The following is a 13,577-nucleotide window of genomic DNA, read 5'->3' on the forward strand; positions in this document are numbered from 1 at the left end:
CCGCCTACCAAAAACGAGGATAAGTGATGCCCAAGACCGGTGGAGCCGACGAAGCCCTTGATCGGGTGAACATGAACTCCAAGCCGTCCGATCTTCGCATCACCGACATGCGGGTGGCTGAAATCGTCGGCGCACCGTTCACAACGGCGCTGCTCAAGATCTACACCAACCAGGGCATCGTCGGGCTTGGCGAGGTGCGCGACGGGGCCAGCGCCACCTACGCGCTGATGCTGAAGAGCCGGTTGCTTGGCGAGAATCCCTGCAACATCGATCGCCTGTTTCGCCGGATCAAGCAGTTCGGCGGGCACGGCCGGCAAGGCGGCGGCGTCTCGGCGGTCGAAATCGCGCTGTGGGATCTCGCCGGCAAGGCCTATGGCGTTCCGATCTACCAGATGCTCGGCGGCCGGTTTCGGGAGAAGGTGCGCCTCTATTGCGATACCGATGCAACCGTGCCGAGCGGCACAGAGACCGGCAAGCGCCTCAAGCAGCGCATGGAACTCGGCTTCACCTTCCTCAAGATGGATCTGGGGCTGATGCAGATCGCGGATGTGCCCGGCGCGGTCGTGTCTCCTGCCGGCTCACTCGAAGGCTATCGCGTTCATCCTGCCCGCGGCCCACTCAAGACCGTTGATGAGCGGCGCGCCCGCAACGCGGCCTACGACCTGCATAATGTCGCCCACCCGTTTACCGGCCTCCATTTTTCCGACAAGGGCCTCGACCTGCTCGAGCAGTACATTGCCGAAGTTCGCGAGGTCATCGGCATGGAGATCCCGCTCGCTATCGACCACGTCGGCCACATCTCACTCCAGAACGGCATTCGGCTCGCCAGGCGAATTGAAAAATACGTGCCGGCCTGGCTTGAGGACGTGATTCCCTGGCAATACACCGAGCAGTACCGGCAGTTGCAGGACGCCACCACGGTGCCCATCTGCACCGGCGAGGACATTTACCTCAAGGAGGGGTTCGAGCCTCTGCTCAAGAGCGGTGGCCTCTCCATTGTCCACCCGGACCTGCTCACCAGCGGGGGCATCCTGGAGACCAAGAAGATCGGCGACATGGCGCAGGATCACGGCGTCGCCATGGCCATCCACATGGCCGAAAGTCCAATCGCCGCGATGGCCGCGGCCCATGTCGCCACCGCGACCGAGAACTTCATGGCGCTCGAATATCACTCCGCCGATGTCGACTGGTGGGACGATATCGTCACCGGCCTTCCCAAGCCGCTCGTGCAGGACGGGTTCATCACTGTTCCGGACAAGCCGGGTCTGGGGATCGACGACGTCGTAGACGAGGTGATCTCGCAGCATCTGCAGCCGGGTGTGGTCGGCATCTGGCAATCCACCGAGCATTGGGACAATGAATATAGCTGGGACCGGACCTGGAGTTAGCCCAGACCCCCAGCCCTCATTCCTCCAGCTCACAGGGCCAACGACCGGCCATTCGTGTCGACCTCTCCGAGGGGAGAGGCGAAGAAAGAAACGGACGAAACCATGATCTACGAACTGCGTATCTATGACTGCCTGCCGGGCAGGCTGCCGGCTTTGCTCAAGCGCTTTTCCGACCAGACGCTGGCCATCTGGGAGAGGCATGGCATCCGCCAAGCCGGGTTTTTCACCACGGCGATCGGCGAAAACAGCAATCGCCTTACCTATTTCCTCGCCTGGGAATCGCTGGCCGAGCGTGAGGCGAAATGGGCGGCTTTCGTCACCGATCCGGCATGGCACAGGGCCCGGGACGAGTCTGAGCGTGACGGGCAGATCGTTGCCAATATCGCCAGCCAGCTGCTCACACCGACAGCTTTCTCGTCTGTGAAATAGGACTGTGCCATGAAGATCACCGACCTGCGCTGCGCCGTCATCGGGCGGCATCCCATCGTTCGCGTCGTCACTGACGAGGGCCTCCATGGCCTTGGCGAGGTCGAGTTCACAAAGACCTATCTCAAGCCCTTTGTGCTGCATTTCCGCGAGGCGCTGATCGGCGAGGATCCGACCGACGTCGAGCGGGTGATGCTGAAGATCCGCCAGCGAGGTTCGTTCAAGCCCTATGGCGCCGCCGTCTCCGCGATCGAGCATGCGCTGTGGGACATTGCCGGCAAGGCCGCTGGCGTGCCGGCCTACAAACTGCTCGGCGGCAAGGTGCGCGACAAGGTGCGCGTCTATAACGGCTCGATCCGCCGGAAACGCGCGGGCGACCGGCCGGAGGATTATGCGGCCGACGTCAAATGGATGATGGAGCAGCCGCAGAACTTCTTCATGGTCAAGCAAGGAATCTCGTTCCACTCGAACATGAAGGACAGCATCGAGGACTTCCATTATGGCGTGACGCAGAAGAAGGCCGGCTATCACGGTGCCATGGATCAGGGCGTGATCAGCGAGCGCGGTTTCAACCACATGCTCGACTGCGTGATCGCCATGAAGGAAGTGCTGGGCGACAAGGTCAGCCTGGCGCTCGACTGCGGCCCGGGCTGGATGCTGCCCGATGCGATCAAGTTCGCTCGCGCGGTGGAGAAGTACAATTTGATGTGGCTCGAGGACATGCTGACCGGCGACTATGTGCCGTGGGTCAATCCGCAGGCCTATCGGGAGCTGACAACCTCCACCTCGACGCCGATCCATACCGGCGAGCAGATCTACTTGCGGCACAATTTCAAGGAGCTGATCGAGACGCAGGCCGTGCGCGTCATCGGCCCCGATCCTGCCGATATCGGCGGTATTGCCGAACTCAAATGGGTCGCCGAGCATGCCTACATGCACTCGATCCTGATGGCGCCGCACGGCACCGCGAATGGCCTACTGGGCCTCGGCGCGCTGATCAATGTTTGCGCCACCTTGCCCGCCAACTACATCGCCTTCGAATATCCGAGCGCCTCTGACCCCTGGTGGGAGGATCTCGTGATCGGCCTGCCGTCGCAGATCGTGAAGGACAGCATGGTGGACCTGCTGGAAGCGCCGGGACTGGGCCTCGATATCGACGCCGAAGCAGCCAGGAAGTATCTCAGGGAAGAGGATACGGGCTTCTTTGATTGAACCCCTCTTCTTTCGTCACCGGAACCACGCCGACCGCGCCGCTACATTCTCATCGGTATCCGTCGTCAGACGCCTGTTGATGTGATCCACAGCTTGGGTCAAAGTTGGTTGGTCTGAACTGGACCGTCAGAGGCGGTGGCGTTGAAGCGGACTGGCAAAAACATCGTTGTCTGCTGCGATGGAACGGGAAACCAGATCGAGCGCAATCTCTCGAATGTCTTGAAGTTGTTCCGCATCCTGAAGAAGAATGAGGAGCAACGCGTCTATTACGAGGCCGGTATAGGAACAATCGGTGCCAGCGATGCCTGGGCGCGATGGCGTCAGAACACGAAATCCGTGTTCGAGCTCGCAACTGGATATGGTCTCGACGCTGAAATCGCCGGCGCCTACGCCTTCATCTGCAGGCACTACGTCGAAGGGGACGTAATCTTCCTCTTTGGCTTCAGCCGCGGAGCCTATACAGCCCGCGCCGTTGCGGGCTTGATCCACATGATCGGCCTGCTGCATCCGGACCAACTCAACATCGTTGAGTATGCCGTAAGCTCTTACAAGCAAGCCAGCGATGAGCACGACCTTAGCGTTGCCTGGCACTTTTCCAAGGTTTCAGGAGCCCGGGACGCGCGCATCAGATTTCTTGGTGTTTGGGACACCGTGGCGTCGATCATCGTGCCGCGAAGCGACCGGCTTCTACCACAGCTCCTGACACTGCCGCATACGAGGACCAACCCGAGCGTCGAAGTCTTTCGACATGCAATTGCGATCGATGAGCATCGCCGCATGTTCCGGTTGAACCGGTGGATCGAGCCGCAGCCATTCGTCGAAAACCCTTTCGACAAGATTGCGCCGGCAAAAGAGCAGGACATCAGGCAAGTCTGGTTCGCCGGATCTCATTCGGATGTCGGCGGTGGCTATCCTGAAGAGGAAAGCGCCATATCCAAATTTCCGCTCGACTGGATGATTGATCAGGCCAAAGCATCTGGATTGCAGACCAATTCCCGCATGCTGGAGCGGCTTGTCTTCGGGGAAGGGAAGGGCGAGGGGACGATGACGTTCGTCAGCCCCGAACCGTTGGGGATCGTGCATGATTCAATGACCGTGGGCTGGAAGCCGCTCGAGTGGATCCCAAAGTCCGTCAAATGGCGTGAATGGAAGCGAAAATCGGTCCTCGGCTTCTACCTACCGCAAGCCGAGCCGCGCACGATCGAGCGACAGGGACGGCGGCCGCTGGTCCATCAGTCGGTTCTGGATCGGAAGGCGGCGATCCCGGCCTATAAGCCCGAGAATTTTCCAACCGCATTCGATGTTGAACCTTATGGTGACCTCATGAAGGACCACCTGGCCAACGAAGCTGGTTAGCGCAGGCGCCGAGCGGGCCGTGAAGCCGGTGGAGAAATCTCAGGTGGGCACGGCGCGATTTCATCAGTCAACGCGTGGAACGCGCGCGTTTCGCCGGATCATGGAACTGTTCTGCTTCAACGCCGGTTCAACGAGACGGCAATGATGATGATAGCGCCCTTGATCACCTCCTGGATGCTGGTCGAAAGACCGAGCACGAGAAGACCGAATCCGAGTATCCCTATGAAGATTGCGCCGACGACAGAACCGACGATCGATCCATAGCCGCCGAAGAGACTTGTCCCGCCTATGATCACGGCCGCGATGACATCGAGTTCGAGACCCGCTCCCAGGCTGGGATTGCCGGCGGTGGAGCGGGCCGCGAGCATCATCCCTGCAAGGGATGCCATCATGCCGGACAGCACAAAGGCGAAAATCTTGACGCTGTCCGTCCTCACCCCGGAAAAGCGGGCGGCTACAGGATTTCCACCGGTCGCATAAACACGCCTGCCGAAGGGCATCTGGTGCAGAAGATAATAGCCGACGGCAGTTAGGACGATCGTCCACCAGATTGGCGCCTGCACGCCCAGAAAACTGCCGTTCCAGAACAGGTTCGAGAAATCATCGTCGACGATAGACACCGGCCGGGTGCCGGTGATCGTCAGCGCCAGTCCGGAAAAGATCGACAGCATGCCAAGGGTCACAAGAAACGATGGAATGCGTATTTTCGTAACAAGGATGCCCGAGGTGGCCCCGATCGCTGCGCCGGCGGCCAGCACCAGAAGAGCTGCCACATAGGTGGGAACATCCTGGCCGAGCAGCAGCGCTCCGATCATCCCTGAAAAACTCGCAACCGATCCTACCGACAGGTCGATTTCGCCGCAGATGATGACGAATGTCATGCCGATCGCCATTGCCGAAACGATGGCTGTGATTCGCAGAACCGCGCTTGCGGTCGAGACAGACGCGAAGTGTGGAGCAAACAGGACGAAGTAGAGGGTTATCGCCAGGAAGATCACATAGGTGATGTGATCGCGGAAAAAATTTATCGCATTTGCGTGCGAGGGCATAGGGGACGGTTTCATGCTGCAACTCCCTGGGCGCGCGCACTGGCTTGTCTGGCCGCCTCGGCCTGCAGCAACGCGCGAAGTTTTGTCTCGTCGTCCGCGCGATCGATGCTGCGCGTAATCCGCCCTTGCGCCATGACCAGAATGCGATCGGACAAATCCAGAAGTTCTTCGAGTTCCGAAGAAATAAGCAGCACGGCGACGCCTTCGCCGGCCGTGCGGCGCACAAGGTCGCGCATATCGCGCTTGGCATTGATGTCGACGCCGGAGGTTGGTTCGTCGAGGATCAACAGCTTCGGCGTCATGGCCAGCCATTTGGCGAAGACGATCTTCTGCTGATTGCCGCCCGAAAGCTCCTGGGCTTTCTGTAAGGGACCGCGGCACAGGATACTGAGATCGTCCCGGTATTGTCTGAACAGAGCCGTTATCCGGGCCTTCGCCATCGGCCCGAACGGACCCGCCAGCGAGAACTCGGAAAGGCGGGGGAGCGCGAGGTTCTCCTCGATCGAGCGCCCACCCACAAGACCTTCGAGCCGACGGTCTTCGGGAACAAGCGCGATACCGGCAGCGATGGCCCTGCTCACACTGCCCGGCTGGACGAGGTCGCTCCCGACGGCGATGTGGCCGGTTACATCCGGAAGGATGCCGAACAAAGCCTTGCCCAGGGTCGAGCGGCCACTGCCGACAAGCCCGGCAAGGCCGACGATCTCGCCCGGGTCGATCGAGAACGACACGCCGGACAGTTTGCGCGAGGTGGCAAGGTCACGGACCTCAAGAGCCGGCATCCCGGCGGGCGTCGCCGGTTGACGATTTGCTGGCGCGGCTGCGGCTGGGGAAGCTGTTTCGACCTTGGGCCGGGACATCAACGACGCGATATCCTCGATGGACGTCTTCTCCGGATCGAGCGGGCCGACCAGTCGCCCATCCTTGATGATCGAGATGCGATCCGAAAGCTGCAGCACATCGGCCATGCGATGGCTGATGTAGACGATACCGATTCCGTTCTGCTTGAGCTGACCGATTGTCCGAAAAAGCGTTTCCTCCTCATGGATGGTCAGGGACGAAGTCGGCTCGTCCATTACGAGCAGCTTGGCGCCCCGCGAGATCGCTTTGAGAATCTCGACCATCTGGCGCTGAGCGAACGCCAGGTCGCCCACACGTGCCGAAGCATCGAGCGAGAAGGCAAATCGCTCGATCAGAGCCCGGGCCTCGCGCAGCATTTTTCTGGCATCGACACGTCGGCCGAAGGCGAGCGGCTCGCGAAGGATAAACAGGTTTTCGGCAACCGAACGGTTCGGCAAGACGCTCAGCTCCTGGAAGATCATTGCGATTCCGCGATCGATCCTCTCTCGAAGCGACAGGGCGGTGACGTCCTCGCCGTCGAACAGAATCCGGCCTTCGTCCGTCCGATACGCGCCCATGAGGATCTTCATGAGCGTCGACTTGCCCGCACCGTTTTCGCCGAGCAGTGCATGCGTTTCGCCGGCCTTGACCTCGAACGAAATGTCCGACAGCACGCGGTTCGCGCCAAACGACTTGCCGATGCGTTGCATCGTTACGATAGGGCGCTGGGACGTTGAAGTTTTCGCTTCGGCCATGACGATTTCTCGATCGCTCGGGGAGCGCCGGCGGACTGCTGCGGCCCGCCGGCGAAAGAAGGAGCCAGAGCAATTCCAGGAAAAGTGTGTACGGTTTTCCGTCTGGAATTGCGCAAAAACAAAGAGATAGAGCGGTTCGCCGTTTCCGTGAAACGGTGAACTGCTCTAGAAGCACTCGCCGTTGCAGATTTTCACCACCGAAGCCGGCGCATCTTCCTTGGTGACCTGCTTGAGGGCACTGAGAAGGTCGAGCTTCTTGACGCGCAACGTCGGTACCGAAATGTACGGCGGGACGTCATGTCCAAGCAGAGCAAGCGCGGCCGCCTTGGCCTCCGCGACACCCTGGTCATAGGGGCGTTGCGCACCCACGGCCAGAAACTCGCCACGTGCAACGTTCAGCGCGCTGTCTGCGGCAATGTCATTCGTGGTGATGACGATGTCGCGGCCGAGTGTCTTGGCCGCGGCCACGACCTGCTGCGCGGGCGTGTCCCAGGCAACGAAGATGCCCTTCATGTCGGGATGCGCCGTCAACATGGCGGTGGCGACCTCGTAGGCCTTCTCAGGCGCGGTGAAGGTACCGACGTCCGCGACCTTGATGTCGGGGTGTTCGCCGAATGCCTTGAGTGCGCCGACCTTGCGGGCCGCGACAGAGTAGTAGTAGTCATAGACCAGCGTGATGATGCCGACCTCGCCCTTGCCGCCAATGGCCCCGACAAGTTCCTGCGCGGCGAAATAGGCGTTCTTCTCATTGTCGGAAGCGACAACGGACACATAGTCCTTGCCCGGCGCCATATCGACCGGAACGTTGTCCATGAAAACCAGCTTGATGCCGGCTGCCGCCGCCTTCTTGTAGGCTTCGGATTCGGACTTCGGATCGATCGGGATCGAGAAGATCACATCCGGCTTGCGTGCGATCATCTGCTCGAGATCACTGATCTGCTGGCCGGGCTGGAACTTGGCGTCGGTGGTTCCGACAACCTCGATGCCAAAATCCTTGAGCGTGTTCGAGATCCCGGCCACCTGCAATTGGGGCCAGCCGGCATCCATGGTGTGCATCACCAGCCCGGCGGTGAACTTTCCGGCCTTCAGCTTTGCAAGGTCGGCATCGGAGAATTTCAGCACGTCTGGCGACACCGCCGGTGGACCGTCCGGGAAGCCCGGAACGGGTTGGCCTCTCGGCGATAGGGGCAGCGGCTCAAGCAGCGCCTTTGCTTCCGGTGGAATGGTGTCGTCGGCGATCGCCGAAGATGCGGCCAGTCCTGACAGTGCCACGGCCAAAGCCGCCGCCATGAATCCACGATAGTGCATTTTATTCCTCCCGATGAGATGAAACGGCCATTTTGGCCGGGTAGCGACCTGGCTGGTCGTACTGTCTGGGCGCTGTTCAGCGCCCGTAAGGCATCAATGCCGCCGTGGCGGCACCCGAGTAATTCACGTAGACCGTCTTCTTGCGCATGTAGCTCTCGAGCCCGTGTACGCCGTCATCGCCGCCCAATCCGCTCTCGCGGAAGCCGACATGGAAGCCCTGCAGCATTTCTGGCCCGATCCGGTTCACATAGATTTCGCCAAACGAAACCTCGTTGACGGCGTTCATGACGCGACCCAGATCGTTGGTGAAAAGATAGGCCGACAGGCCATAGCGACTGGCATTGGTGATGCTGACTGCCTCCTCGAAGGTGTCGAAGGGCATGATCGGCACGACCGGGCCGAAGATTTCCCGCGTCATGATCGGCATGTCGGGCGTCACGTCGGTCAATACGGTCGGATTGAGCCAGTAGCCGCCGTCGATCGGCGCCTTGGCCGGGCGTCCGCCGGCCAGAGCCAGCTTCGCGCCGCCCGCGACGGCTTCCGCCAGGACCACCTCGACCTTTTCCAATTCCTCACGACTGACTTTGGGACCGATATCGGTATTCGCCTGCATCGGATCACCGACGACCAGCGACTTCGAGAACTCCACGAAGCGCGTGACGAACTGATCGTAAATCGAACGGTGAACGAGCGTGCGTTCGTTGCATATGCAGACCTGCCCGCAATTCATGTAGCGCGAAGTGGCCGCCGACCGCACCGCCAGCTCGAGATCGGCATCGGCCAGGACGATGAAGGGGGCCTTGCCGCCAAGCTCCAGCGAAACGGGCGTCAGGTTGCGCGAGGCATTCGCCATGATGCGCTTGCCGGTCGGCACGCTTCCGGTCATGGTGATGAGGTCGACGCCGGGTTCCGTGCACAGCACCTCGCCTATGGTTTCGCCTCGTCCTGTTATGATGTTGACCACGCCGTCCGGCACGCCCGCTTCCACAAAGATGCGAGCCATTTCGAGCGCCGAAAGCGGCGTGTCTTCATGCGGTTTGAGGACGATGGTGTCGCCGGCGATCATGGCGGGCGCCACCTTTCGGCTGACCAGGGCGCTCGGATAATTCCAGGGAATGATGGCGGCGACGACGCCTACGGGTACGCGCTGGATCCAGACCTGCTCTCCCGCATAGTCGGATGGCAGGATCTCACCTTGAATGCGGCGGGCAAACTCGGCGTAGTAGTCGAAGAACTCGGCCGCACCGCCGACTTCACCCATGGCCTCATTGATCGGCTTGCCTTGTTCCCTGACGACCACCTCGGCCAGATGTCGGGCGTTCTGCCGGATCAAGACCGCGATCCGCTTCATGATCGCCGCACGGGCGAGGGGTGATTTGAGCCCCCAGGCTTTCTGCGCCTTACGGGCTGCCTCTATCGCCTGGCGAGCCTGATCCGGACTTGCCTCGGGCACGTCGACAAAAGCCTTGCCGTTGGCCGGGTTGATCACCGGGCGCGTGCCGGCTTCGCCGGTGACAAATCTGCCGTCGATCAGCATGAGATGGGACGTCTCTACAGCCATGGTTCGATCCGCTTCTTCGTGCGTTGCAGGCGTGCCGGCGCCTAAGGTTTGGATTTTGCCGCGGCCATCTGGACGGCGAACTCGATCGCCTCGACCAGGCTGTCCTCGTTGGCGATGCCCTTGCCGGCGATGTCGAAGGCCGTGCCGTGGTCGACGGAGGTACGAATGATCGGAAGGCCGAGCGTCACATTGACACCGGAGAGCGCTTTCCATTCACCGGTCGCGGGATCGACATTGAAGCCGAGCAGCTTCACCGGAACATGGCCCTGATCGTGATACATCGCGACCACCGCATCATACTGACGCGCACGTAGCTTGACGAAGACCGTGTCGCCCGGAACAGGTCCAACCACGGTGAAATCGGGCGATGTGTAAGAGGCGACGACCGGGGTCGTGATGTCGATGTCCTCACGACCGAAAATGCCGCCTTCGCCAGCGTGCGGGTTGAGCGCGGCAATCGCAATGCGCGGATGCGCAATGCCGAGGCCCTGCAATGCCTCGACAGTCAACTTGATAACCCGGCGCAAACGAGGTCCGGTCAGTTTCGAGGGAACTTGAGCCAGCGCCACATGGGTCGAGACATGGCTGACGCGAAAGTCGCCATGGGCAAGCATCATCACGGAATCGCGGGCGCCCGTCAGTTCTGCCAGCATGTCGGTATGGCCGGCATAGTGATAGCCGGCCAGGTTGAGCGCTTCCTTGTTGAGGGGGGCCGTAACGATACCCGCAATCGAGCCGGCCTGGGCCAGGCGAACAGCCTTTTCGATGGCCAGGTAGGCAAGGCGCCCGCCTTCGGCCGACATGACGCCTGTCTCTACGGGTGTCCGCTCTGGTCCGGCCTCAAGAATGGCCACGGGCGGAAAAGGTCTGGCGGCCGAAGCCGACGGTTCTTCCCGCTCGATACGTCCTGAAATGGACTCCATCGCGCGCATCGCGGTGGCGCTGCCGATGATGAGAAGCGACAGTGACCCGTCGGCCAGGCGCGGTTTCAGCCGTGCGCATGCCTTCGCGATGATCTCGGGGCCGATGCCCGCGGGATCACCCATAGTGATGCCGAGCCTTGGACCAGACATAAACACCCCATATCGGTCAATTGTGATCATCTTCTAATCCTTCGGGCCAGATATGCGCAATAGTTTTCTTTCGCGATCATTTACAATCAAATCTCACAGGCTGAATCGGGCTTGCGTCTCTCCCTCTGCGGCTGAAATCTCGACCACACTCGGCTTCGCAGTGCTTTTTGACGCTATTTGACCGGCAGGCGGATGTCCCGCGTCTTCGCCGGCGATCGTCCTGATCAGGAACGCGCGAGAGCGGCAAGCCTGCAGAGCAGGGCGCTGTCGCCGAACGCGCCCGATTTCGAAATCGTGGCCAGCCCCTCGAAAACGCCGCCTTTGATGACGGAAACCGGCAGCCCCGGCTCGATCTCGCTTTCGACCGTGAGTTCGACGGCGCCTAGGCTGTCGCACACCGACCGCAATGTTTCGCCGCCAGTGACGAGCAACGTGCCGGGCTTCGGCAAATCTTCGAGAAGCGAGGCAAACACCTTGCCGATATGATCCGCCACCGCGTGGCGATCACCCGATGCAGCGACGCTGACAATCGAAGGCGCGCCTTGCATCATCCGCTCCGCCAAGCGCTTTCTCGCTTTGTCGATGTCGCGTTCGATAACGATATGCGCATCCGCATGCCGGGCGGCAAAGACGGCCACCTGTCCCGCAGTGATCTCGTGATTTGTGCCGACAAGGCCAAGGAACGGCCCGGACAACGCAAGAGCAGGCTTCTGCGGGGCTTTCATGTGCCGAGCGAGTGCCGCCGCCAGGCCGCCTGTACCGACCCACAAGGTCCGTGCCTCCGACATTCCGGCCGTTGCGACGATCTTGTCCAGGTCCGTGTCCGTTTCGGCATCGTAGAGGGTGATGAAATGGACCGGTCGTGCCCTCGGTGTTGAACGCCCGACCGAAAAGCGCTGGCCGAGGTCGGCGAGGAGGTCGGGACCAACCATTTCAGGCCGATCGAGCCGCCATTGGCGCCCGGCGCGCGTAACACGCCCTTGAAATGGGAAAGCAGGCGCCAGCACAACGCGCTGGTACGTCCCCTCGACGATGCAGGCTTCTATTTCGGCGATGACGTGACCGCGCAAAAGGCTGTCGATCTTCTTGAAACTCAGCTGTCCGGCGGCGAGCCATGGCGCGAGCGCCTGGTGCCTGGCGACGGCCGTGGCCTCGGCGCCCTCTCGTGTGGCGACATCGACAGCCATGCGCTCCGAAAACGGACCGTCCAGTCGCCAGCTCACCCCAATGCCGTGGCCGGGCGATGCGAAGGAAACCGCGCTGTCCAGGGCGCCGGTCAGGTCATCGGCTACGACCCGGATATCCACGCCCTCAAGAGCGCTCAACTGAAGAACCTGGACGGCTGACGCGCACGACGCGGACGTTCACATCGAGCGTCCGAAGATTGGTGAGGTGAGCTTGATCGATGCCCTCGTCGGTAATGATCTGGTGGATATCGGCCAGACGGCAGATGGTGCAGAAATTGGGGGCAGTGAACTTCGAATTGTCCGCAAGCACGACGACACGGCGCGCCGCCGCGATCATCGCCTGCTTCATCGCCGCAACCTCTAGCGAGGTCTCCGTGAGCATGTCTCCGGTGATGGCATGGGTCCCAAGAATGGCCACATCGGCGTGGATGGTTCGCAGGAAATTCTCGCCGGGCTGGCCGACCAGGGTCAGTGAGCCCGGCTTGCAGGTGCCTCCAAGCATGACGAGGCGTACTTCCGGCACGGTTGCAAGTATCTGCGCGATCGCAAGACTGTTGGTAACGGCGGTAAGCGGGATAGGCGCCGCGGCGATGGCGCGGGCGACTTCCAGCACGGTCGTGCTTGCGTCGAAAATGACGCTTTGGCCGGCGCGGAGTTCCGACATCATGGCGGCACCGATGGCCTCTTTCTCTGCCCTGGCGAAATGCGCCGCGGTGGCGAGATCCGGCTCGAAGGTGGCGAGTTCCGTGCGCTGAAGCATCGCCCCGCCATGCGTTCGCTCCAGTGCTCCCTGCCGTTCAAGCGTCTCGAGATCGCGCCGGATCGTCGAAGGCGATGCGCCGATGAGATCGATGAGCTCCTGAACGCCTACGGCTCCTTGCCGTTTAAGGCATTCGAGGATGAAGGCATGACGCTTGGCCGGAATCAAGTCGACCCGTCCGCGCCCGCCATCGTCTTCCCATGACCCGGCGGACGCCGAGGGCGCCATGTCCTCCACCGCTGATTTTCGGACATTCCTTGCCACGTTTGTATCTCCGCACCGTGCCGCAAACGCTCGCCTGAATCACGCGAGCGATGTCCCGCAAATATCACGAATCCATCCAGCGAGCCCAATCGTTTGTCATTTTTGGTGGGCGATTTCCCACCGTTTTGGCTTCGTTAGAATTATTTTGACTGATTTTTGACCGCCGGCGTTAATCGAATGACGTCAGTCTTCGTCAATAAAAGTTGAAAACGAGCAGTTTTCGTCAAAAAGATGAAAATGGAGTCAGTGACGCAAGGCCCCTGTAGGCTTCCGTCGCGGACGGGGTTGGAGGAACACTGTCTTGCTAGTCAAGCCTGAAATCGTCCATCGTGGGCGTCGCTGCCGCGGCCTCGGATGTCAAGCGCCCCGCAGGGAAGGCAAGATGATAGGCGCTAAGG

11 protein-coding genes are annotated in these 13,577 nt (G+C 61.0%); 4 read left to right on the forward strand and 7 right to left on the reverse strand.

What is annotated here, in order from left to right; translation table 11 throughout:
• The first annotated feature begins 26 nt into the window (after window positions 1-26).
• The 4 genes from FJ443_RS28370 (at window position 27) to FJ443_RS28385 (ending at window position 4,382) form a co-directional block, all read left to right on the forward strand.
• Window positions 27-1,388, forward strand: coding sequence for a mandelate racemase/muconate lactonizing enzyme family protein (locus FJ443_RS28370; RefSeq protein WP_140564767.1), 1,362 nt, complete (start codon window positions 27-29; stop codon window positions 1,386-1,388).
• 102 nt (window positions 1,389-1,490) lie between these two features.
• Window positions 1,491-1,817, forward strand: coding sequence for an NIPSNAP family protein (locus tag FJ443_RS28375; RefSeq protein ID WP_140496531.1), 327 nt, complete (start codon window positions 1,491-1,493; stop codon window positions 1,815-1,817).
• 9 nt (window positions 1,818-1,826) lie between these two features.
• On the forward strand, window positions 1,827-3,026 hold the full coding sequence (locus FJ443_RS28380) for a mandelate racemase/muconate lactonizing enzyme family protein (RefSeq protein ID WP_140496529.1): 1,200 nt from the start codon (window positions 1,827-1,829) through the stop codon (window positions 3,024-3,026).
• 141 nt (window positions 3,027-3,167) lie between these two features.
• Window positions 3,168-4,382, forward strand: a complete 1,215-nt coding sequence (locus tag FJ443_RS28385; protein ID WP_140666522.1) for a DUF2235 domain-containing protein — start codon at window positions 3,168-3,170, stop codon at window positions 4,380-4,382.
• Window positions 4,383-4,498: 116 nt separating this feature from the next.
• Here FJ443_RS28385 and FJ443_RS28390 read toward each other — a convergent pair whose 3' ends face one another.
• The 7 genes from FJ443_RS28390 to FJ443_RS28420 form a co-directional block, all read right to left on the reverse strand.
• Window positions 4,499-5,446, reverse strand: a complete 948-nt coding sequence (locus FJ443_RS28390; RefSeq protein WP_181168517.1) for an ABC transporter permease — start codon at window positions 5,444-5,446, stop codon at window positions 4,499-4,501.
• Window positions 5,443-7,026: a sugar ABC transporter ATP-binding protein gene (locus FJ443_RS28395; RefSeq protein ID WP_140666526.1), complete on the reverse strand. Its 1,584-nt coding sequence runs from the start codon at window positions 7,024-7,026 to the stop codon at window positions 5,443-5,445. The genes FJ443_RS28390 and FJ443_RS28395 overlap by 4 nt, the downstream gene beginning before the upstream one ends.
• A 165-nt stretch (window positions 7,027-7,191) precedes the next feature.
• Window positions 7,192-8,334 (reverse strand): substrate-binding domain-containing protein, encoded by a 1,143-nt coding sequence (locus FJ443_RS28400; protein WP_140557683.1) that lies wholly within the window; start codon window positions 8,332-8,334, stop codon window positions 7,192-7,194.
• A gap of 76 nt (window positions 8,335-8,410) precedes the next feature.
• Window positions 8,411-9,895, reverse strand: a complete 1,485-nt coding sequence (gene aldA / locus FJ443_RS28405; RefSeq protein ID WP_140513323.1) for an aldehyde dehydrogenase — start codon at window positions 9,893-9,895, stop codon at window positions 8,411-8,413.
• A 41-nt stretch (window positions 9,896-9,936) separates the two neighbouring features.
• Window positions 9,937-10,968 carry a 4-hydroxythreonine-4-phosphate dehydrogenase PdxA gene (gene pdxA / locus FJ443_RS28410; RefSeq protein ID WP_140513561.1) on the reverse strand — a complete coding sequence of 344 codons (1,032 nt, stop codon included), beginning with the start codon at window positions 10,966-10,968 and terminating at the stop codon, window positions 9,937-9,939.
• A 224-nt stretch (window positions 10,969-11,192) separates the two neighbouring features.
• On the reverse strand, window positions 11,193-12,293 hold the full coding sequence (locus FJ443_RS28415) for a four-carbon acid sugar kinase family protein (protein WP_140513325.1): 1,101 nt from the start codon (window positions 12,291-12,293) through the stop codon (window positions 11,193-11,195).
• Window positions 12,280-13,179, reverse strand: coding sequence for a DeoR/GlpR family DNA-binding transcription regulator (locus tag FJ443_RS28420; RefSeq protein WP_318012661.1), 900 nt, complete (start codon window positions 13,177-13,179; stop codon window positions 12,280-12,282). The genes FJ443_RS28415 and FJ443_RS28420 overlap by 14 nt, the downstream gene beginning before the upstream one ends.
• Window positions 13,180-13,577: the final 398 nt, after the last annotated feature.

It is taken from the genome of Mesorhizobium sp. B2-6-1, assembly GCF_006440475.1.
In the GTDB taxonomy this organism is placed as follows: Bacteria; Pseudomonadota; Alphaproteobacteria; order Rhizobiales; family Rhizobiaceae; genus Mesorhizobium.

What these genes read in the sequence shown, in the direction of transcription:
- FJ443_RS28370 (WP_140564767.1), top strand. Translation starts at nt 27, where the DNA reads ATGCCCAAGACCGGTGGAGCCGACGAAGCCCTTGATCGGGTGAACATG.
- FJ443_RS28375 (WP_140496531.1), top strand. Translation starts at nt 1,491, where the DNA reads ATGATCTACGAACTGCGTATCTATGACTGCCTGCCGGGCAGGCTGCCG.
- FJ443_RS28380 (WP_140496529.1), top strand. Translation starts at nt 1,827, where the DNA reads ATGAAGATCACCGACCTGCGCTGCGCCGTCATCGGGCGGCATCCCATC.
- FJ443_RS28390 (WP_181168517.1), bottom strand. Translation starts at nt 5,446, where the DNA reads ATGAAACCGTCCCCTATGCCCTCGCACGCAAATGCGATAAATTTTTTC.
- FJ443_RS28395 (WP_140666526.1), bottom strand. Translation starts at nt 7,026, where the DNA reads ATGGCCGAAGCGAAAACTTCAACGTCCCAGCGCCCTATCGTAACGATG.
- FJ443_RS28400 (WP_140557683.1), bottom strand. Translation starts at nt 8,334, where the DNA reads ATGCACTATCGTGGATTCATGGCGGCGGCTTTGGCCGTGGCACTGTCA.
- aldA (WP_140513323.1), bottom strand. Translation starts at nt 9,895, where the DNA reads ATGGCTGTAGAGACGTCCCATCTCATGCTGATCGACGGCAGATTTGTC.
- pdxA (WP_140513561.1), bottom strand. Translation starts at nt 10,968, where the DNA reads ATGTCTGGTCCAAGGCTCGGCATCACTATGGGTGATCCCGCGGGCATC.